We start from the raw sequence: 19,838 nt of genomic DNA on the forward strand, positions 1-19,838 counted from the left end.
GCGAGATCGGCTGACGGTTGATATCGCCGCGGAGATGATCGTTGCGGCCCCCAAAACCTGCTGGTTCAAACTGCGTCTTGCGGTGCCGCTGCTGTTTTTGGCGGCGACGGCGGGCTGCGCGTCCTACCGGCCGCACCCTGTCAGTCCGGATGCGATCGCGGCTGCCCGGGATGCGCGCACGCTCGACCAGGCAGCGGTGGGGCGTCGCGTCGCCGAGATTGCACCGGTCCGCCCTGCTTCGCCGGTGATCTGGGACCGGCTGTCGCTGTTCGCCGCCGCAACGCTGTACAATGCCGACGTGGCCGCCGCGCGCGCTGCGGTCGACACCGCTGCCGCCAATGTCGGCGTCGTGCGCCAATGGCCGAACATGACACTGACGCTGACCAGCGAATATGCGCGCGACCCGTCGGCAAGCTCGCCCTGGCTGTTCGGCGGGTCGCTCGACATACCACTCGATATCGGTGGTCGGCGGACCACGCGGGTCGCCACGGCGGACCTCGCCGTGCTGTCTGCGCGCTACGATGTGGCCGAGGCGATCTGGTCGGCCCGCATCGCGCTGCGGCTAGCGCTTGCCCAGCGAATGGTCGCCGATCGGCAAATCCTGGCACTCGGTGCACTGGCCCAGGTTCGCGACCGTCAATTCGCGGCGATGGCGCGTCGCGTCGCCGCGGGCGAGGCATCGCGAGCTGAACTGGAGCGAGTCCGCGCCGACGGCGCCGATGCGGGGCGCCGTCTCGTCGACGCGCAGGCGCAGCACCGCGCCGCGGATCGGGCGATCGCAGCCGCGATCGGTGTGCCCGAGACGGCGGTCACACCGCTTGCGATGGCGTGGGACGGATTCGACGATCCTGCGCCAGACCCAGGCGGCCAGGTCACGACCGGGCTGCGTCTTGAAGCGCTGCGTTCGCGGGCCGATGTGCTGAAAGCGATCGTGGCCTACGATCAGGCCGAGTCCGACCTGCGCGGCGAGGTGGCCAAACAGTTCCCCGCGATCAGCATCGCGCCGGGCTATACCTGGGAGCGCGGGCTGGTGAAGGTGCCATTCTCGCTCGGCCTGATCCTGCCCCCGCTCGATCTCAACCGCCACGCCATCGCGGCCGCCGAGGCCCGGCGCGCCGAAGCCGGCAAGCGCCTCGAAGCGGTGATCGCATCGGCCGAGGCCGCGATCGATGCCGCACTGGTCGAGACGCGCGCGGCGCGCGCGGCGCTCCAACGGATCCGGACCGTCGAACGGGTCGCCGCGGACCGCCTCGCGCGTCAGGCGGACCGCGAACTTGCCGCGGGCGCGATCGACCGCACTGACTGGGCGGCGGCCCAGGCGGGCGCCGAGCAGGCGCGGACATCGGAGATTGACGCGCTCGCGCGCGTGCACGTGGCGGATGCCGCGCTGGAGGATGCGCTGCGCCGTCCGCTTGAAGGATCGGAGACCATGATCAGAACGGGACGAACCGGGGAGCAGCGCCGATGAGCAGGCGCACAGCGATCGGCTGGGCGGCGGTGGGTGCCGGGGTCAGCGCTGCGGTGCTGCTGGGACTTGCACCCATGCGGAACGCTACCGAGACGGCCGAGGGCAAGAATCCTTCGGCCGACCGCCCCACGGCGACGGCTTCGAGCGCGCGCGACGGCGAGGTGCGCCTTGAGCGCGCGGAGCAGCAGCGCACCGGCCTCTCGGTCGCATCAGTCACCACCACCAGCACTCCAGCGATCACGCACGGCTTTGCACGCGGGCTCGATGGCGGCGCGCTCGCGGCAATCGACGCGGAAATCGTGACGGCGCGGGCGGCCGCAGGCGCATCGCGAGCCGAGGCCGCCCGGCTCGTCCAGCTTTTCTCCCAGGATCAGAGCGCCTCGGCGAAGTCGGTCGAAGCAGCGCGCGCGCAGTCTGCGGCCGACTCCGCCCGCGTCGGGCTGGCCGAGCGTCGCATCGGACTGGAATATGGCCCCGGTCTCGCACGACTCGGGACCGGCGCCCGCCACGCGCTGATCGCGGATATCGCGGCCGGCCGGGCCGCGCTCGTGAGGATCGACGTGCCCGGCGCCAGTCTCGACACGCGGTCGCGAATGCGCATCGACGGCGGCGTTCTCGCCGTTCTCGGTCCGGCCGCCGCGGCGGACCCGCGCCTGCAAAGCGCGGGCCTGCTTGCCATCCTGCGCGGGCCGATCGCGGCGTCGGCGACAAACGGTCGCATCCTGGACGTCAAGGTCGAGCGCGGCAGCGCCGAGGCGGGTGTCGCCGTGCCGCGCGACGCGGTGCTGCGCTGGCGCGGCGGACTATGGGTGTACCGGCAGGACGGACCGGAAAGTTTCGAACGCGTCGAGCTCATCGATGCGCGGCCGATCGGTGGTGCCTGGTTCGTGCATTCGGGCCTGACCGCCGGGAACCGTGTCGTGACCGGAGGCGCGGAAACGCTGCTCGCAATCGACCGCAGCGGCGGATCCGCCGCGGAAAGCGACGGAGACTAACCCATGCTCGGTCGCATCGTCAGGCTCAGCCTCGCTCATCCCGGCATGATCATGCTCGCCGCGCTCCTCCTCCTGGGCTTCGGCGTGCTCACCATCCGCAACGCGCGCTACGACGTGTTCCCCGAATTCGTTCCGGCCCAGGCCAGCGTGCAGACCGAGGCGCCGGGCATGACCCCCGATCAGGTCGAGGCGCTCGTCACCCGCCCCCTTGAAACCGCGATCAACGGCGCGACTGGCGTGCAGTCGGTCCGGTCCGAATCAATCCAGGGCCTCTCGGTCATCCAGGTCGTATTCGTCGAGGGCAGCGACCCCTATCGGGCGCGTCAGATCGTGGCGGAAGCCATCTCCGAAGCCGCCGGCCAGTTGCCGGCCGGTGTCCAGCCGCCCCGCATGGGGCCGCTGACGTCATCGACGATGGACCTGCTCAAGATCGGCTTCACCGGCGGGCGCGATCGCAAGTCGCTGCGCGATCTCGTACGCTGGACGATCGTGCCGCGGCTGCTCGCGTCGCCCGGCGTCACCCGCGCCATCATCTTCGGCGGCGAGCAGCGCCGGATCGAAGTACGCATCCGCCCGGCGGATCTCGTGGCGCGCAACGTGTCGCTCGCCGAAGTCGAAACCGCGGTGAAGGCGATGACAGTCATTCGTGGCGGCGGCTTCGCCGAGACGGCGAACCAGCGCATCCTGATCGAGCCGACCACCGGCGCCGTCACCGCGCGTACGCTTGCCCAGGCGGTCTTGCCGCTCGGCGCTGGCCTGCCCGTCCGGCTCGGCGATCTCGCCGATGTCGTCGATGCCGCGAGACCCAAGACCGGCGACGCGCTGATCATGGGACAGGACGGCGTCCTTCTCGCCCTGGCCAGCCAGTACGGCGCGAACACGCTCGACACGACGCTCAAGGTCGAAGCCGCACTCGCCGAACTGCGGCCGGCGATCGAGGCACAGGGCGTGCATATCTACCCCGCCCTCCATCGTCCGGCGAATTTCATCGAGTCCGCGCTTGGCGGCATCCGAACCGACCTGTTGATCGGCGCCGCGCTGATCGCGTTTGTGCTGCTGGCCTTTCTGCGCGACCTGCGCGTCGCCTTCATCGCCTTCGCGTCGATTCCCCTGTCCCTGCTGGCGGCGCTGATCGTGCTGGACCGCACGGGGCAGACGATCAACACGATGACGCTGGGCGGGCTCGCGGTCGCGCTCGGCGTGGTCATCGACGACGCGATCGTCGGGGTGGAGAATATCGTGCGGCGGCTGCGCGATGCGCCCGAGGGCGACGGCCGGGCCGCGATCATCGAGGCGGCGTCGGTCGAGGTGCGTGCGCCGGTGGTCTATGCGACCTATGTGCTCGCGCTGACGGTCGCGCCGATCCTCTTCCTGACGGGATTGCAGGGCGCCTTTTTCGGGCCGCTCGCCTGGTCGTTCCTGCTCGCGACGCTGGCCTCGCTTGTGGTCGCGATCACGGTTGCGCCCGCCATGTCGCTGCTGCTCCTCAAGCGGGTCAGGCTGCACGACGAGCCGGGCTATGTGAGCAGGCTGAAGGACGCGCATGCGCGGTTGCTGGCACCGGCGTGCCGGCATCCCCGCTTCACCGTGATCGCCACGACCGTGATCGGCGTGTTCACAGCGCTGATCCTCATCAGCTTCGGCGGCGAGCTGCTGCCAGCGTTTCGCGAACGGCATTATGTCGTCCAGGTCAACGGGCCGGTCGGGGCGTCGATCCCCTGGATGAAGGGCATTGGCCGCGGGATCACGCATGATTTGCTCGCCATTCCGGATGTCGCCACCGTCGAGGAACAGATAGGCCGCGCCGAAGCGGGCGAGGACACGTTCCAGCCCAACCGCAGCGAGTTCCATGTCGAACTCAGGCGCGTCGGCGGCGCTTCCGAAGACCGGACACTCGCGCAAATCCGCGCTGTGATCGCCCGCTATCCCGGAATCCAGAGCGAGACCCTCACCTTCCTTGGCGACCGGATCAGCGAGACCCTGTCCGGCGAAACCGCCAAGGTCGCGATCGGCGTCTACGGTGCCGATCTCGACGGGCTCGATCGTGTCGCCGCCGATGTCGCCCGGGTGCTCGCGACAATCCCGGGTGCCGCCGATGTCCGGGTCAAGGCACAGCCCGGCGCCCCGGCGCTGCGCATCACGCTCGATGCCGATCGCATGGCGCTGCGCGCCGTAACGCCAACCGACGCCTATGATGCGATCGAGACCGCCTTCCAGGGCCGGACGGTCAGCGAGATCGCCGAAGCGGATCGTATCACCGAGGTCGCCGTCACCCTGCCCGACAATGAGGCGCGCGATCCCGAGGCGGTCGGCTCCATCCTCGTGCGTGCCGCCGACGGCACAACCACGCCGCTCTCCGATATTGCCACGATCCGCGCCGCCGAGGGGCGGACGACGATCAGCCATCAGGACGGCCGCCGACGGCAGGTGGTGACCGCCAATCCATCGGCATCCGACGTGGCCGGGTTCGTCCGCGCCGCACGCGCGAAACTCACCCGTGAGGTGAAGCTGCCGCCGGGCGTCTATCTTGACTATGCCGGCGTCGCGGAGGCCCAGGCTGCGGCAACGCGCCAGATCCTGCTCAACGTCGCGGCAGCGTCGATCGGCATCGTCGCGCTGCTCATTCTTGCCTTTGGCGGCGGCCGGCCGGCAGGACTCATTCTTGCTGGCACGCCCTTCGCGCTCGCCGGCGGTGTGATCGCCGTTGCGATCACGGGCGGGGTACTCTCGCTCGGGGCGCTGGTGGGCTTCGTCACGCTGTTCGGGATCGCGGCGCGCAACTCGATCCTCCTGATCAGCCATGTCGATCATCTGGTCGAGGAGGAAGGGGCGCCGAGGAATCTCGCCACCGTCATCCGCGGCGCGCGCGAACGTGTCACGCCGATCCTGATGACCGCGCTGGTGACCGGGCTCGGGCTTGCGCCGCTGGCGTTCGAGGCGGGCCAGTCGGGCCGCGAGGTGCAGGGGCCGATGGCCGCGGTCATCCTCGGCGGGCTGGTGACCTCGACGTTCATGAGCCTGGTGCTGTTGCCCGCGCTCGTGCTGGCCTATCGTTGGCCCAGGGATCGAAATGGAACGAGCGATGCGGTTGCTGCTTATCGAGGATGACCAGAGGATGGCGGAGACGGTCGCGGCCGCGCTCGCCGAATCCGGCCACCAGGTCGACATCGTCGGTGACGGCGCTGAAGGCTTCGATCGGGCGTTGAACGGCAGATATGACGTCGTCGTCATCGACCGAATGTTGCCGGGCATGGATGGACTCGCGGTGGTTGCGGGTCTTCGCGACCGCGACATCAAGGTGCCGGTCCTGTTGCTGACCGCGCTCGGCTCGGTCTCCGACCGGGTCGCCGGCCTGCGCGGCGGCGCCGACGACTATCTCGTCAAACCCTTCTCGATGGTCGAACTGGAAGCCCGGGTCGAGGCGCTGGGCCGCCGATCGAGCGGTCTGTCCGACGCCCTGCTCACGGTCGGCACCCTGGCGCTCGATCGGATGCAGCGTCGGGTCTGGCGAGGCGACAAGCTGGTTCATCTGCAGCCGCGCGAATATCAGCTGCTCGAGATGCTGATGCAAAATGCGCCGGCCGTCGTCACGCGCATGATGTTGCTCGAGCAGATCTGGCGGTTCCGGTTCGATCCTGGAACCAACCTGGTCGAAAGCCATGTCAGCCGGCTGCGCACAAAGATCGACCGCGGTGGCGATCCTCCCCTGATCCATACCATAAAGGGTGAGGGCTATGCCGTTCGCGCCGGCTAAGAGACTCCTCCGCTCGACGGTTTTTCGTCTTTCCTTGCTGAATGCGGCGCTGCTTGTACTCGCCATGGCCGGGGCCGGTATCGCTGGCTGGCTGATGTCGCAGAACATCGTGGAGAGCGATGCACGCGAACGGATCGCGCTGGAGGTGCATGCCGTCGCCGTCGAAGTCTCGCAGGAAGGCCTCGTGCGCGCCGCCGACGCGATCGGCGCGCGATCGGAACGTCCGGGCGCGCTCGAATATCTGCTGGTCGATCCGCATGGCCGGATCGTGGCGGGCGATCTGACCACCGCTCCGCGGGCTGCGGGCTGGCACGCGATGGCAGCGCGCGAGGGAGCGCCCGGCCTTGAAGGCAAGGAACATCTGCTGGTCCTGACGAGCCGCTTGCCCGATGGTTCGCTGCTGGCCATCGGGGAGGACATTGAGCGCGGCGAGGCGGTCCGCGAAGCCGTGTTCAGCGCGCTCCTGGTTTCGGGCGTTATCGCTCTCATCGTCGGCCTCGCCATCGGTTTCGTGGCCACGCGCCGCGTGCTGCGCGGTATGCAGGACATCCTTGGCACGGTGCGAGCCGTCGAACAGGGCGATCTTACCGCGAGGATTCCGCACACCGGACGTACGCGTGATGATCTCGATGAGCTCGCCTTGGCGATGAACGGGATGCTCGATCGGATCAATAGGTTGGTCGGCACGGTGCGGCGAGTGTCAGCCGAAATCGCGCACGACTTGCGCACGCCGTTGACGCGCGTGCGCCATACGCTCGAAGCGGCTAAGCGATCGCATGATGTCCAGGAACTGCGGCAGTCGATCGACGATGCCGGAGGCGGCATTGACGGCGCGCTGCGACTCTTCGAGTCGATGCTCGATCTTGCCGAGATCGATTCCGGCGACGCGCGCAAGGAGTTCGCGCCCGTCGATCTGGCAGCGGTCGCTGAACAGGTTGTCGATGCCTATCGCCCCGAGATCGAGGGATCGGGCCGGTCGATTGACTTGCTGGTCAGCAGCGAGATCCTTGTCGAAGGCGACATCGATCTTCTCACGCGCGCCGCCGCGAATCTCGTCGACAATGCCTTGAAGCATTCGGCGATGGGCGCCCGGATCGTGGTTCGCGTCGCACCTGCCTTCCTCTCCGTCGAGGACGACGGCCCGGGCATCGCCCCGGATCACGTCCCCACCGTCCTTCGTCCGTTCGGCCGGCTGGACGCTGCCCGGACGACGCCCGGTAACGGGCTGGGCCTTGCGATCGTGGAGGCAGTGGCCCGCCTCCATGACGCTCGGATGGAGATATGCCATCTCGCACCCGGCCTGGCGGTGCGGCTTACATTTCCTGTGCAATAGAAAATCCGGCAGTCCGGCAACATCGAGACAGGCTGCCCTGGCGGTCTTCGCCAGGGCAGCATGCTTCATGCCTGCACCAAATCGGCCGGCGGTTCCTCCGCAGTCTTCCGTTTCGCGAGTATTCGGAACATCAGCGCCGAGATTGCCGGAAGAACGAGCAGCGTCAGCGCCGTCGATGTGATGAGCCCCCCGATCACCACGGTCGCAAGCGGTCGTTGCACCTCCGCTCCGGTACCGGTGGCAAGCGCCATCGGGATGAAGCCCAGGCTCGCTACAAGGGCAGTCATCAGCACGGGCCGCACACGTTCCATCGCGCCACCAATGATGGCTCCGTCGATCCCTTCGCCGTCGTCAAGCCGCTTGCGCATCGCACTCATCATGACGAGTCCGTTGAGGACCGCCACACCCGACAGCGCGATAAACCCGACCGACGCCGTGATGGAGAAGGGTATCCCCCGCAAGGCCAGAGCGAACACCCCTCCTGCCAAGGCCATAGGGACGGCCGTAAACACAACCAGGGCGGGCCAGGCGCCGCCCAGTGCCATGTACAGCAACGCGAAGATCAGAACGAAGCAAAGCGGCACGACGATCGCCAACCGCTGGGAGGCGGACTGGAGGCTCTCGAACTGGCCGCCCCACTCGATGAAAGTGCCGGCGGGCAGCTTCACGTCGGTGATCTTCGCCTGGGCTTCGGTGACGAATCCGCCAAGATCGCGGCCGCGCACATTGGCCTGGACCACCACCATCCGTTTACCGTTCTCGCGGCTGATCTGGTTAAGCCCCTCTGTGTAGGTGAAGCGCGCCACTTCGCTGAGCGGGATGGAACGCGCGTTCCCGGCACCGCTGGATGGTAGCATGACCGGGATCGAACCCAGGGTCTCGATATCGTCGCGCTGTGCGTCGGGCAGTCGCACCACGACATCGAAACGCCGGTCGCCTTCGAACAACAAGCCAGCTTTGCGTCCACCCAGGGCGGCCGCGACCGTACTGGCGACCTCCTCGACCGACAGGCCGTAACGGCCCGCCGCCTGGCGATCGACCTTGATGTCGAAGGTCGGCGCGCCAGATGTCTGTTCCGCCTGCACGTCCGCCGCACCCGGGATTGTTCGAAGGGCGGCTGCGATCCGGCTCGCCGCTTGGCTCATGGCGTCGAGATCGTCGCCATAAAGCTTGACGGCCACGTCCGAGCGAACGCCCGCGATCAGCTCATTGAACCGCATCTGGATCGGTTGCTGAATCTCCGTGCGGTTGCCGATCAGCGGCTTCATCCGTTCCTCGATCCGCCGAAGAATATCCTCCTTGGATTTGACCTCGGCAGGCCACTCCTTTTCAGGCTTGGGGATGACATAGGTATCCGACGCATTAGGCGGCATCGGATCGGTGCCAAGATCGGCATTGCCGTTCTTGGAAAAGACCAACGCCACCTCGGGCAACGTCTTGAGTGCATTTTCGATCTGGAGCTGCATCGCGGTCGACTGATCGATCGAGGCGGATGGAATACGGAAGTTGGTGACCGTGATGTCCTTCTCGTCGAGCTGCGGCATGAACTCTTGTCCAAGCGTGCCGAACAGCAACACGGCCGCAGCAAACACGCCTACGCCGCCCATGATGAACGGCATGGGCCGCGCCACGGCGCGGGTGAGCGCCGGCTGATATTTTTCCTTAAACCAGCGGATTGATCTGACCTCGGTCTCGCTCACCTTGCCGGTCACCAGCAACGCGACCATCGCCGGCACGAACGTGATCGACAGAATGAACGCGCTGGCCAGCGCCAGCATCAGCGTGATCGCCATCGGTGCGAACGTCTTGCCCTCCACGCCCTGGAAGGTGAGCAAAGGTATGAACACGAGGAAGATGATGGCCTGGCCATAGACGGTTGGCCGGACCATCTCCTGCGCGGCGTGAGTGGTTTCGGTGAGGCGTTCGAGCCGGGTAAGGAGTCTTCCTTCCTTGTGCTGCCGCTCGGCCAGCCGCCGGAGCGCGTTTTCCACGATGATAACTGCGCCATCGACGATCAGGCCGAAGTCGAGCGCGCCGAGGCTCATCAGATTGCCCGAGACACCCAGCTCATTCATGCCCGCCGCGGTCATCAGCATGGTGATCGGGATCACGGCCGCCGTGATGAGCGCCGCACGGATATTGCCGAGCAGCAGGAACAGCACGACGATGACCAGCAGTGCGCCTTCGACCAGATTTTTCTCAACCGTGGCGATGGTCGCATTGACCAGTTTCGAGCGATTATAGGCTTGGCTTGCAACAACGTCCGGCGGCAACGTCTTGTTGATCTCGACCAGCTTGTCGGCGACGCGATTGGCGACGATGCGGCTGTTCTCGCCAGTAAGCATCAGGATGGTCGAAATGACCGCTTCCGATCCCCCGACGCTGCCGGATCCGGTCCGTACCGCGCCGCCGATGACGACCTCGCCGACGTCCTTCACGCGGATCGGCACGCCGGCGCGTGTGGCGATCACCGCCTCTTCTATGTCGGAGACCGACCGCAACCGCGCGTCGGCGCGGACGAGGAAGGATTCACCGGCACGGCGGACATAATTGGAGCCTGCCGACAGGTTCGACCGTTCGAGTGCATCGGCTAGTTCGGTGACCGAGACGCCATAGGACGCAAGCGCGGTCAGATTGGGCTCGACGACATATTGTTTCACATAGCCGCCGTTGGAATCGACACCGGCGACACCCTGAACGGTGCGCATTTGCGGACGGATGGTCCAGTCCTGTACGGTGCGCAGGTAGGCGGCCTTGGCGACGACGGTTGTCAGCTTCTCGCCTTCCGGCGTCAGATAAGCCCCATCCGTTTGCCAGCCCGGCTGACCGTCGACCACCTTAACACCCTTGCCGTCGGGATGTTCGAACGCGACGCTGAACATGAAGATCTCGCCCAAACCCGTCGTGAGCGGCGCGAGTTGGGGTTGAACGCCGGCCGGCAGGCTGTCCTTGGCCTGCGCGACCCGTTCGGTCACCTGCTGCCGAGCAAAATAGATGTCGGTGCTGTCCTTGAAGACCGCGGTGACCTGGCTGAACCCATTACGTGTGAGCGAGCGGGTCATCTGTAGGCCGGGAATACCGGCAAGCGCTGTCTCGACGGGAAAGGTGACCTGCTTCTCCATGTCGACCGGTCCCAGGGTCGGCACGAAGCTGTTGATCTGCACCTGGCGGTTGGTGACGTCCGGGACCGCGTCGATCGGCAGCAGGGTGATCTGCCAGGCACCGAACAGGACGACGAGAAAGGTGAGGAAGGCGACGGCCCATCGGGCCCTGACCGAGAGGCCTAGTATCCGCGCGATCATTCTGCCGATTCCTTGCCAAGCTCAGCCTTGAGAAGAAAGGCATTGGTGGTGGCGATCACCGTGTTTGCAGGGAGGCCCGAGACGATCTCGACCATGCCGCCGCTGCGCGTTCCTACGCGCACGGTCTGCGCCTTGAACCCTTGGCGTGTTCGCACGAACACCACCGAGCGATCACCGATCGTCTGGACCGCGTCCTGCGGCACGTTGACGCCCGTGGCCCCGCCGCCGCCGCTGGCGAAAATACGCGCCTGGACGAGCTGGCCCGGCGCGATCGGAATGCCGCCAGCGCCTGGCGTCACGATCACGGTTGATTGCCGCGTCTGCGGATCGACCACGCCCGTTGCCGAGCGGACCCGGCCTTCGACCTTTCGGCCATCGCTGGTTGTCAGCTCGACCCTGTCACCCGCCTTCACACGCGATGCGTCCGCTGCCGGTACGCTCGCCTCGATCTGGACGCGGAGCGGATCGGCGACGCGGAACAGCTCGGTCTCAGCCTGGACGAACGCGCCAAGATTGCCGGGTGCGGACGTGATGCGTCCGGAGATCGGGCTGACCACCGCGACCGACCGGCCATCGCCAGAGACCTTTGCCGCGCTGGCGGCGGCACTCGCCTGCCGGGCTTCCGCCTGGGCGACCGCAAGATTGGCTTCAGCGGTCTCATAGTCTGCCCGGGGCGACACCCCTTGATTGAGCAGTGTTCGCTCGCGCGCCAGTTGCCGGCTTGCAAGCGTAACCCTTGCGGCAGCCGTACTGCGATCGGCGGCGATCGCCGACGCATCGCGGCTCTCGACCAGGGCGATCGTTTCGCCCGCGCTGACCGGATCACCGATCCGCTTGAAGATCCGGGTAACGGTGCCCGCTGCCCGGGCAGTGAGCACCGCTTCGGCGTCAGGCGTTGCCTCAACTGTGGCGCTGGCGAGAATAATGCCGGCGACGCCACCGGCTGCCGCTTGTGCAAGGCCAATCCCCGAGGTCTTGACACCGTCCTGGGTAATCGCGACCGTGTCGGTCGGAGCGGTGGAGGCGGCCGCCTCCGTGTTGACTGTCGGTGCGGACGGGCCAGTCATCCTGGCGACGCCGAAACCGGCGACGGCGGCGAGGACGAGACCGATCGCGGCCCCGGCATAAAGCTTGTTGCTGTCGGGGTTCATTGGATCTCATCTCCGGAAAGGGTGCGGCCCTGAAGGCGGGCGAGCTGCGCGCGCGCCTCGAAACTGGCCACTTTGGCGTCGAGGACGATACCGCGTGCCGCGCCAAGACCTTGGCGCGCGTTCAGCAGCTCGACGAGCGGGGATTTGCCAGCCTCATAGGCAATGCGGGCGAGACGATAGGCCTCTTCGGCGGTGCGTTGCGACGCCTCCGCAGCGGCAACCCGCGACTGTGCGGCCACAATCTGCGCCCCGGCCGCGCGGGTTTCGGCAATCGCATCGTTGCGAGCCATAGCCAATCTGGCGGCGGCTGCCTGTGCCTCTGCTTGAGAGGCAGCAATATTGCCACGGTTGCGATCGAAGATGTTGAGCGGGATCGAGACGCCTGCCGTCAGTGCGGTCGCATTCTCATAATCGAGACGCCGCACGCCGACGATTGCCGTAACATCGGGGATTGCCCGCTTCTGTTCGGCGGTCAGGCGGCGCTCGGCAGCCTCTCGCTCTGCCTGTGCGGCAAGGAAGGACGAACTCTTCATCGGATCGACGGGACCATAAGCCGGTGCCGCGACCGGCACGACCAGGAGCGATTCCGACAAGCCGGTGAAGGTCTCCTCGACACCAGCGAGTGCGGAGAGGCGGGCATAAGCCGCAATGCGATCTGCTTTCGCCCCTTCAAGATCGGCGGTCACAGCGTTCAGCGCGGCCTCTGCTTGCAGGGCGCGCAGCCGCGCTTCCTTGCCGGCATCGACCAAGACGCGAGCGGCGTGCAGGATTTTCTGCGCTTGCTCGACCTCGCCCTCGGCCAGCATTATCCTCTGGTCTGCGACGTCCGCCGCTGCATAAGCGCGTGCAAGATCATAAGCGTAGCGGATCTTCGCATCACGATCGCGCGCGCGGGACGCGGCGACGCCGGCCTGTCCGGCTGCGATCCTCGCCGAACGCTTGCCGCCGATTTCCAGCGGCTGGCTATATTGCAGCGTCGTCTCGGCGCGATCGACCCCGCGATAGGGAGACGATCCCGCGACATTCTCGGTGAGAATGCCGATCGTCGGATTGGGTCGGGCGCGCGCCTGGCGTGCAAGACCTTCGGACCGGCGGACCTCAGCTTCGCTTTCGATGCGCCGGGGCGCGTCGGCGGTCTGGCGTAGCAGTGTAGCGAACGGCGGCGCCACTTGCGCCTGTGCGGGTGCGCACAGCGCCGCGACGCAGGTCGCGACCATCATACCGGACACCACGCGACGCGGCAGCCGGCCTATAAAGGCTCTCATAGTCTTATCCCCAAAAAAGGCTGCAATGACGGCACGCGCTACGCGCGTGAATTCAGCCTCGCGGGGGACGCAGAATTGACGAAGGTGCGATAGACCGCGCCGCTTCGGCAGGTTCGCGCGCCCAGATTGCGGTGACAGGCTTCAAGAGCGCAACAATCACAGCCTGCGCAGGCACGTCGATTGTCTGGAGCACCGCATGAGCCGCCAGATGCATCAGGTCGGGTGTGTCCGGCTGCTCGGCCGGGGCGTGATCATGATGATCCCGATCGACGCTGGTGACATGCGCGGCATCATGGACGTGCGGCATAGCGTCATGCCAGGTGGCAAGCGCCAGCATCCCGAACAGCGCCAGAATCGCCGAGAGCGCAAAAAGGCGCATGCGGGCACAGGCCCGCACCGAAGCGCGCAATCTGACCGACGATGCCGTCATGTCGATACGGGTATCGCGAACACGGCCGGTCCACAAGCGCGCCGCAAGGCAGGGATCATGACAGTCGAGATGAAAGTCATTGGTGTGGCCAGCGCTGATGGAGATCGTCGATGACGAACGCATGCTCCCGCGCCTTGCCGTGATCGCCGCGCAGATGGGGATGATCGGGCGCGAGATCCGCATGATCATGGTTCACCGTATCGGGATCTGCGCTGGGCCAGAGCCACGATGCGGCCAGGGTTCCGACGGCCGCAATCGCCGCCATTGCCGCAAAGGCCGCCGTCTGCCCGATACTGGCGCCCAACAGACCCACCAGGGGATAGCAGATCAGCCAGGCGCAGTGGCTGAGCGCGAATTGCGCGGCGAACAAGGCCGGGCGGTCGTCGGCATTGGCCGACCGTCGAAGCAATCGGCCCGATGGCGTCACGCTCATCGAATAGGCGATCCCGAGTATGAACCAGCCGATCAGGACCATGCGCCAATAACCGGGCGCTGCTCCAAAGCTTGCCGTGAGCACCGCCAGAAGGGCAAGGCCGATCGTCATTGCTGCCGCAGCCCCAATCATGATCGTACGATCGGCGACCCGATCGAGGATGCGTGGCAGGATCAGCGCGGCAAGGATCGAGCCTGCGCCAAAAGCGGCAAGCGTGAAGGCAACATCGCGCTGCGTGAGGCCGAGATTACCACGCACGATTACCACCGTGTTGACGATGACCATCGAACTGGCCGCAGCTGAAGCGAGGGTCAGCGCCAGCAGCCCCCGCAGGCGCGGCGTCTTCAGATAGATGCGCGTACCCCGCGTGGTCTTGGCGTAGATGCCCCCACTTCTCGGTTCTGATTTCGCCGCGCGCGGCAGGACCGTCGTCAAGACGAGCAGCGCCGAGCACAGAAACCCGATCGCCGTTCCCGAGAATAGCCAGTGGAAGTTGATGACGGTCAGCAGCCCGGCAGCGAGGATCGGGCTGGTCAGGCTTTCCATGTCATAGGCGAGCCGCGACAGCGACAGCGCGCGGGTATAGTCGCGCTCCGCTGGCAGGATATCGGGGATGGTTGCCTGGAAGGTCGGCGTGAACGCCGCGGAAGCCGATTGCAGCACGAAGATCAGGACATAGACCTGCCAGACCTGGCTCACGAACGGCAGACAGATCGCCACCGCCATCCGCACGAGATCCATGCTGACAAGAAATGCGCGACGCGGCAGACGGTCGGCAAAGGCGCCAACGACCGGCGCGACACCGATATAGGCCACCATCTTGATCGCGAGCGCCGTGCCGAGCACCGCGCCCGCGCTGCCGCCGGCGATGTCATAGGCAAGCAGGCCGAGCGCAACTGTTGCGAGCCCCGTGCCGATGAGCGCGATGACCTGAGCCATGAACAGATGGCGATAGGTGCGGTTTGCCAGGACGGAGAGCACGTGGCGTTTGTTCCGATTGATTGCGACCCTATCCCCCATGGGGGATATAGGACGCGCTTGAGCTAACCTCCCCAGGGGGATATGTAAAGGGCCTGAGTGTCCCGCTCGCTGATCTACAGGATGACCATTTTGATGACCGATCACAGGCACGCCAGCCATACAGCGATTGTGAAACGGCTCAGCCGGGCCGGGGGACATTTACGCAGCATCGTCGAGATGATCGAAGCGGGTCGGCCTTGCGTGGATATCGCCCAGCAGCTCCATGCAGTCGAAAAGGCAGTGGCGAACGCGAAAAAGGCGCTGATCAACGATCATATCGATCACTGCCTGTCCCACGCAGAGGCGGACAAGAACGTAGGCTCGGCCGTCGAGGAGTTTCGGACGATCTCCAAATATCTATGACGTAAGCTGCCACGATCGTGGAGACAGCGATCGCATTGACCCTGACACCAGAAAGCTCGGCGGCATTGATGGCCCGCCGATCGTGCCGTGCGGACGAAGGAACAACGACCTAGCCGGCATCACTCCGGGTGATCGGGATCTCCCCGGAGGCACATCGCCAGGTGGGTGAGCGCCGCAGCGATCTCTCGCTCGATGTCCGCGACGGAGGTGCCGGTGCGTTCGGCGACTTCGGTATAGGGTAGGCCCCCGATCTGGTGCAGCTCGAAGATTGCCCGCCGATCCGGTGGCAGTGAAGCAACCGCCAGTCGATAGGCGGCCGCGTCAATCGCCTGAACGGACAAGATCTCGGCAGGCATCTGATCAGGGGTGGTTTCCAGCTCTATCGACCCGGTATTTGGAAGAGTTCGAGCGCCACCAGACAAGACGCGGGCGGCGGGCGGCTTAGCGGCAATGGCGAGCCAATTGGCGAAGTCGTCCCCTTCTGCCCCGCAATCGTCGCAGGTCTCATTGTCGAAGAGCCCCGAAATCGACCAGCATTGTTCGTCTGGATCCCATCTGGCGGTGGCGTCGCGGGCGACCCCATCGCTTCCGCAGTACGGACAGACTGGCTTTTGCGCGGCCGCGGGACAAGGCGATTGAGGATCGGGATCATCCCCGTCCGTGATCGGCACGACATGGGCGTGAAGGCCCAGATCGGGAACACGCGGGTCGTGGTAGATACTGTCCTCTGCTTGGATGAGGGCAAGGCGGACGGCCTCGGCGACATCCTCAGCCTCGATATCATATTGTCCGCTGGCGAAGCATTGGTCGCCGCTTAGGAAATCGACGGCAATGCAATAGGCGCGCGTCGGCGCCACCGAATTCTCGGTCATGGCAAGTCTCCAGAATCTGGAAGCGTGGCGCCGGACCGCGTCCGGCGCCGACGCGGTCAGTTGGCGCGTTCCATCAGCTTCCGGGCCTTGCCCTCGAGATCGAGGCGGTCGTCCTGATGGGTCTTGTGTCGCGCGACGGCGGTGATGCCCTGCACGAAGTCGTAGAGTGACGCGGCGGGGTGCCCCTCCTCGTCGAGGACGGTGGCGATGACCTTTGCGGTGTCGGATTTGGAGAAGCCGCGGTTGCGCAGGAAGCTTGAGCGATCCTCGTCGGTGCGCGCGACGATGCGGTCTCGCGCGGTGCGGATGCCGTTGATGAAATGTACGGCTGAGGAATCCGCGAAGTGAGTCAACGCCGGCTCGGCCTGCTGCGCGAACCGATTGGCTGCGAATTTCGAATGGCGGATATTGATCTCCTCGAAATTCTCGACGCCCCAGAGGTTCCGGTTCATGCACACCGCGCGGAGATAGAAGGTCGCGATGCCGAGCGTCTTCGAGCCGACTTCCGAGTTCCAGCAATAAAAGCCGCGGAAATAGAGGTCCGGGTCACCATTGGGCAGCCGGCCGGCTTCGATCGGATGGGTATCATCCACCAGAAAGAGGAAGACGTCGCGATCGGAGGCATAGAGGGTGGTCGTGTCACGGCTGACATCGACATAAGGGTTATAGCGCATCGTGCCCCAGTCGAGCACGCCCGGAACCTTCCACCGTGTATCCCCGACGCCGTCGCCCGCGAATTTCATCACCGCCGCGACCAGTTCATGATCCCAGATCCGGCCATAGTCGGGGCCGGTGACCGCCCGCAGTTCGGTGCGGCCATCGTGCGTCTGAAGCAGCTTCACCTGCTCGCCGCGATGGGCGATCAGACCATGCTGGAGATTGATGCCGGCAAGCGCTGCTGGCAGATCGCGCAGATAAGAGGCCGGCGCGCCGACCAAACTGCACATCTGGCCGAACGACCAGTTGGTGGGAGCAACCGGTTCGTCGCTGCCGGGTACCAGGAGTGAGAGGCGCTCGGGATTGTCGCTGCGCGCCTCGACGCGGACAGCGCGGCTCTCGACGACCCGGGTTGTCGCCGCCTCGGCGCGGGCGCGCACGCGGTCATAAAGGCTGGTGAGGGAGAGGTAGCGTTCGTCCTCGGGGCGCGAAAACCATTCCGAGGAAACGCGGCTGACGTTCCGGCCGCGGCTGATATCAACCTTATAGGCGCCCGATACGGGGCGGTCGACGGTGGCGATCATGTTCATGGGGACCTCCTGATGCTGGCTGCGCGCGCGGAACGTCGTTGCCTCCACCCGCCGCACATCCCCCAAGGCCCCCTTCCCTCCGCCGGTCCGGCGTCATTGATCGCTCGCGCAAGGCTCGCCGCTGACCACGGGCTCGGCCCGGCAATTGTCGGGTTGTGAATCGAGGGCGGTGAGGCGACGCGCGGCGGCGTCGAGGGAAGAGGGCCGAAGGGCGTAGAGCCAGGTCGGCCCAAGCTGGTTGCGCACCATTCGCAGCGATGCCGAGAAAGGCTCGAACTCGTCGCTCCCGTTCATCCATTTGAGCGAAAGGGCGCGCTTCCAATAGCGCCCATGGCGCGCCCGGAAGTCGAGCAAAGCGCGCCACATTGCGGGGGTGGGGTCATCCATCGGAGGTCTCCCGGGGTGTTGGTTGGACAGCGGCAAGCCCGCTTGAGCGGGTATTCGGTCATGGCCACTAAAGCTGTTGGGCCACAAAGCGGTCGGATACGCCGCTGCAGCCCAGTTCGACCTCGAACGTCGTATCGCCGGTTTCGGCTTTCTCGCGCGCCTCTTCGAGTGTGTCCGCCTCGACTTGATACTGCATCTCGAAATTGCGGGTCTCGGTGACCGCGAACTTGAACTGGGTCATCTCATTGCCTCCTTCGGTTTTTGGCGCTGCGATGGTCATGAGCATTTGCAGCGCCTCTGACGGTTCGGGCGAAGCTACGCTTCTACGGCTCGGCGAATTTAGAGAACGCCGCCAGAAAGCGACGCCGCGAGGGCTTCGCCGGTGCTTTCAATCTCGACCCGATCGTGGAAGATCGCGCACCATCCGCCGCCGAACTCCCCGACGCGCATTCGCGAACAGGTGACGCTCCATTCGAAACCGATCGGACCGGTGAGGAGCGTCGCCGAGCAGCAGCGGTGGACCAGCTTGGCGAGTGCCTCGGGGTCGAGGGCGATTTCCGAGGTGACGACGGCGGCGACCACCAAAGGATCAGCGAGGTTGCTGCCTGTCAGCACCGCGCCGAAGGATGGAAAATCGCGGTCGGAGAAGATGTCGCGAAAACCGGCCCAGCGGTCGTCCTCGGAGGCTGGAAACAGCGCCAGGAATTCGGGGCTCGGGCTTACCGTGTCGGGATCGTAGCCCTCGCCAAGGCCATAGCTCGCCTGAAAGGCCTCCTCCAGCAGCGCCATCTCCATTGGCGAGCAGGAGAAGGCAAAGCAGCTCTGGACATAGGTGTCAGCCATGATCCTGCTCCTCATCGACGATGGTCAGCGGCGGCAAAGCGACATTGGCCGACTGTAGATAGGCGCTGACGGCCTCGAAGGTGCCGAGTGAGCGAAGTTCCGGCTCGGTGACCACGACGATGTCGTTATCGGTTACGGTGTAGGAGCGCGGGTCGGTCGCGTCATCGAACACGATGCGCTCGGCCTCCCAACTTCCGGGATAGCTTCCGCACCAACGCTGGAAGGGCAGCCGATTGTTGATACAGAAGGCCTCGAGAGACTCAAGCCGGCCCCAGGAAACTTCGTCGGCGGCAAGTTCGAGCGGGCTGAAACCAGTGATCTGGTCCATTGAGAAATACTCCCCGAGCGGATCGGTGAGCGCTTCATCCTCGATAACGGCGATGAACGCGGCAAGTTGGGCACGCGGCAGCGAGCCACCGATGCGGATAGTGACGGAAACACGGTCGGCCATGATGGGCCTCCTGCGATGATCGATGAAGGGATGCCGCATCGAGGCTTCAGCCCTGCGATGCGGCGGTTTGTTCAGGCAGGATCGCCGGCAGCAGCTGCACCGATCAGGTATCGCAGCTTCGCCCATGCAGCGGCCTCGCCCACACGAACGCCGTGGTTGAGGCCCTGCCCGTAGAGACGGTAAGCGATCGCCACCATTTCGGGAGAGGCATCGGCGGGCACGAAGGAGATGAAATTGCCCTCATCGTCCTGCAGTTCGAGCACGTCGCCGTGATTGCCGTTCGACGGCAGGGCGACACGGGCGGCGGAATGGAGTTCGGCGAGATCGAGATTGAAGCTCTCGACGAACAGCGCGCTGATCGGATCGGGGTCGGCCATGATTGGTCTCCGGTGTGCGCCGACGACCTATTCGCCGACCACATCCAGCCCCCTCCCTTCCCTCCATGCGGCCAATATGCGCGACCGGGCCGCAGCCCGAGACCGCTCGGCCTCGGTCGCTCGTCGCAAATTGGATGTGTCGGGCAT

Annotated in this window: 18 protein-coding genes; 6 read left to right on the forward strand and 12 right to left on the reverse strand. The window is 65.7% G+C overall.

Going from position 1 to position 19,838, the window contains the following annotated elements; translation table 11 throughout:
* Positions 1-34: 34 nt before the first annotated feature.
* From WC729_RS15690 to WC729_RS15710, 5 genes are read left to right on the forward strand one after another with little or no spacing between them, the layout of a single operon-like run.
* Complete coding sequence (locus WC729_RS15690) at positions 35-1,468, forward strand: TolC family protein (RefSeq protein ID WP_372854400.1); 1,434 nt, start codon at positions 35-37, stop codon at positions 1,466-1,468.
* Complete coding sequence (locus WC729_RS15695; RefSeq protein ID WP_372854402.1) at positions 1,465-2,463, forward strand: hypothetical protein; 999 nt, start codon at positions 1,465-1,467, stop codon at positions 2,461-2,463. The genes WC729_RS15690 and WC729_RS15695 overlap by 4 nt, the downstream gene beginning before the upstream one ends.
* A gap of 3 nt (positions 2,464-2,466) precedes the next feature.
* A complete protein-coding gene (locus WC729_RS15700) occupies positions 2,467-5,571 on the forward strand; it encodes an efflux RND transporter permease subunit (RefSeq protein WP_372854404.1) in 3,105 nt (1,034 codons plus the stop codon).
* The gene (locus tag WC729_RS15705) at positions 5,546-6,217 is read left to right on the forward strand and encodes a response regulator transcription factor (RefSeq protein WP_372854406.1); all 672 of its coding nucleotides are present in this window, start codon (positions 5,546-5,548) and stop codon (positions 6,215-6,217) included. Before WC729_RS15700 ends, WC729_RS15705 begins: the two co-directional genes overlap by 26 nt.
* Complete coding sequence (locus WC729_RS15710; RefSeq protein ID WP_372854408.1) at positions 6,198-7,550, forward strand: sensor histidine kinase; 1,353 nt, start codon at positions 6,198-6,200, stop codon at positions 7,548-7,550. Before WC729_RS15705 ends, WC729_RS15710 begins: the two co-directional genes overlap by 20 nt.
* 65 nt (positions 7,551-7,615) lie before the next feature.
* Here the strand turns inward: WC729_RS15710 and WC729_RS15715 are convergent, their stop codons facing one another.
* The 5 genes from WC729_RS15715 to WC729_RS15735 are packed head-to-tail and all read right to left on the reverse strand — an operon-like array spanning position 7,616 to position 15,112.
* On the reverse strand, positions 7,616-10,852 hold the full coding sequence (locus tag WC729_RS15715; RefSeq protein WP_372854410.1) for an efflux RND transporter permease subunit: 3,237 nt from the start codon (positions 10,850-10,852) through the stop codon (positions 7,616-7,618).
* Entirely contained in the window at positions 10,849-12,003 is a 1,155-nt protein-coding gene (locus WC729_RS15720; protein WP_372854412.1) for an efflux RND transporter periplasmic adaptor subunit, read from the reverse strand. The genes WC729_RS15715 and WC729_RS15720 overlap by 4 nt, the downstream gene beginning before the upstream one ends.
* Positions 12,000-13,268 (reverse strand): TolC family protein, encoded by a 1,269-nt coding sequence (locus tag WC729_RS15725; protein ID WP_372854414.1) that lies wholly within the window; start codon positions 13,266-13,268, stop codon positions 12,000-12,002. The genes WC729_RS15720 and WC729_RS15725 overlap by 4 nt, the downstream gene beginning before the upstream one ends.
* A gap of 52 nt (positions 13,269-13,320) precedes the next feature.
* Positions 13,321-13,821, reverse strand: a complete 501-nt coding sequence (locus tag WC729_RS15730) for a hypothetical protein (protein ID WP_372854416.1) — start codon at positions 13,819-13,821, stop codon at positions 13,321-13,323.
* The gene (locus WC729_RS15735; RefSeq protein WP_372854418.1) at positions 13,775-15,112 is read right to left on the reverse strand and encodes an MFS transporter; all 1,338 of its coding nucleotides are present in this window, start codon (positions 15,110-15,112) and stop codon (positions 13,775-13,777) included. The genes WC729_RS15730 and WC729_RS15735 overlap by 47 nt, the downstream gene beginning before the upstream one ends.
* A 132-nt stretch (positions 15,113-15,244) precedes the next feature.
* Between WC729_RS15735 and WC729_RS15740 the strand changes: the two genes are divergently transcribed.
* Positions 15,245-15,514, forward strand: a complete 270-nt coding sequence (locus WC729_RS15740) for a metal-sensing transcriptional repressor (protein WP_188064310.1) — start codon at positions 15,245-15,247, stop codon at positions 15,512-15,514.
* Between the two features lie 119 nt (positions 15,515-15,633).
* On the opposite strand, the gene WC729_RS15745 is transcribed toward WC729_RS15740, so the two are convergent.
* From WC729_RS15745 to WC729_RS15775, 7 genes are all read right to left on the reverse strand, one after another.
* Positions 15,634-16,386, reverse strand: a complete 753-nt coding sequence (locus WC729_RS15745; RefSeq protein WP_372854420.1) for a sigma factor-like helix-turn-helix DNA-binding protein — start codon at positions 16,384-16,386, stop codon at positions 15,634-15,636.
* Between the two features lie 56 nt (positions 16,387-16,442).
* Positions 16,443-17,633, reverse strand: a complete 1,191-nt coding sequence (locus tag WC729_RS15750; RefSeq protein ID WP_372854422.1) for a DUF932 domain-containing protein — start codon at positions 17,631-17,633, stop codon at positions 16,443-16,445.
* Between the two features lie 93 nt (positions 17,634-17,726).
* Positions 17,727-18,020, reverse strand: coding sequence for a hypothetical protein (locus WC729_RS15755; protein ID WP_372854424.1), 294 nt, complete (start codon positions 18,018-18,020; stop codon positions 17,727-17,729).
* 67 nt (positions 18,021-18,087) lie between these two features.
* Entirely contained in the window at positions 18,088-18,306 is a 219-nt protein-coding gene (locus tag WC729_RS15760; RefSeq protein ID WP_372854426.1) for a hypothetical protein, read from the reverse strand.
* Positions 18,307-18,359: 53 nt separating this feature from the next.
* Positions 18,360-18,863 carry a hypothetical protein gene (locus WC729_RS15765; protein WP_372854428.1) on the reverse strand — a complete coding sequence of 168 codons (504 nt, stop codon included), beginning with the start codon at positions 18,861-18,863 and terminating at the stop codon, positions 18,360-18,362.
* The gene (locus WC729_RS15770) at positions 18,856-19,314 is read right to left on the reverse strand and encodes a hypothetical protein (protein WP_372854430.1); all 459 of its coding nucleotides are present in this window, start codon (positions 19,312-19,314) and stop codon (positions 18,856-18,858) included. The genes WC729_RS15765 and WC729_RS15770 overlap by 8 nt, the downstream gene beginning before the upstream one ends.
* Positions 19,315-19,385: 71 nt before the next feature.
* Positions 19,386-19,691 (reverse strand): hypothetical protein, encoded by a 306-nt coding sequence (locus WC729_RS15775; RefSeq protein ID WP_372854432.1) that lies wholly within the window; start codon positions 19,689-19,691, stop codon positions 19,386-19,388.
* Between the last annotated feature and the right edge of the window lie 147 nt (positions 19,692-19,838).

The organism is Sphingomonas sp. (genome assembly GCF_041661825.1).
In the GTDB taxonomy this organism is placed as follows: domain Bacteria; phylum Pseudomonadota; class Alphaproteobacteria; order Sphingomonadales; family Sphingomonadaceae; genus Sphingomonas.

Coding starts and splice junctions, on each gene's coding strand:
- WC729_RS15770 (WP_372854430.1), bottom strand. CDS start 19,314: ATGGCCGACCGTGTTTCCGTCACTATCCGCATCGGTGGCTCGCTGCCG.
- WC729_RS15775 (WP_372854432.1), bottom strand. CDS start 19,691: ATGGCCGACCCCGATCCGATCAGCGCGCTGTTCGTCGAGAGCTTCAAT.
- WC729_RS15695 (WP_372854402.1), top strand. CDS start 1,465: ATGAGCAGGCGCACAGCGATCGGCTGGGCGGCGGTGGGTGCCGGGGTC.
- WC729_RS15705 (WP_372854406.1), top strand. CDS start 5,546: ATGCGGTTGCTGCTTATCGAGGATGACCAGAGGATGGCGGAGACGGTC.
- WC729_RS15710 (WP_372854408.1), top strand. CDS start 6,198: ATGCCGTTCGCGCCGGCTAAGAGACTCCTCCGCTCGACGGTTTTTCGT.
- WC729_RS15750 (WP_372854422.1), bottom strand. CDS start 17,633: ATGAACATGATCGCCACCGTCGACCGCCCCGTATCGGGCGCCTATAAG.
- WC729_RS15760 (WP_372854426.1), bottom strand. CDS start 18,306: ATGCTCATGACCATCGCAGCGCCAAAAACCGAAGGAGGCAATGAGATG.
- WC729_RS15755 (WP_372854424.1), bottom strand. CDS start 18,020: ATGGATGACCCCACCCCCGCAATGTGGCGCGCTTTGCTCGACTTCCGG.
- WC729_RS15720 (WP_372854412.1), bottom strand. CDS start 12,003: ATGAACCCCGACAGCAACAAGCTTTATGCCGGGGCCGCGATCGGTCTC.
- WC729_RS15740 (WP_188064310.1), top strand. CDS start 15,245: ATGACCGATCACAGGCACGCCAGCCATACAGCGATTGTGAAACGGCTC.
- WC729_RS15730 (WP_372854416.1), bottom strand. CDS start 13,821: ATGCGTTCGTCATCGACGATCTCCATCAGCGCTGGCCACACCAATGAC.
- WC729_RS15715 (WP_372854410.1), bottom strand. CDS start 10,852: ATGATCGCGCGGATACTAGGCCTCTCGGTCAGGGCCCGATGGGCCGTC.
- WC729_RS15765 (WP_372854428.1), bottom strand. CDS start 18,863: ATGGCTGACACCTATGTCCAGAGCTGCTTTGCCTTCTCCTGCTCGCCA.
- WC729_RS15700 (WP_372854404.1), top strand. CDS start 2,467: ATGCTCGGTCGCATCGTCAGGCTCAGCCTCGCTCATCCCGGCATGATC.
- WC729_RS15690 (WP_372854400.1), top strand. CDS start 35: ATGATCGTTGCGGCCCCCAAAACCTGCTGGTTCAAACTGCGTCTTGCG.
- WC729_RS15745 (WP_372854420.1), bottom strand. CDS start 16,386: ATGACCGAGAATTCGGTGGCGCCGACGCGCGCCTATTGCATTGCCGTC.
- WC729_RS15725 (WP_372854414.1), bottom strand. CDS start 13,268: ATGAGAGCCTTTATAGGCCGGCTGCCGCGTCGCGTGGTGTCCGGTATG.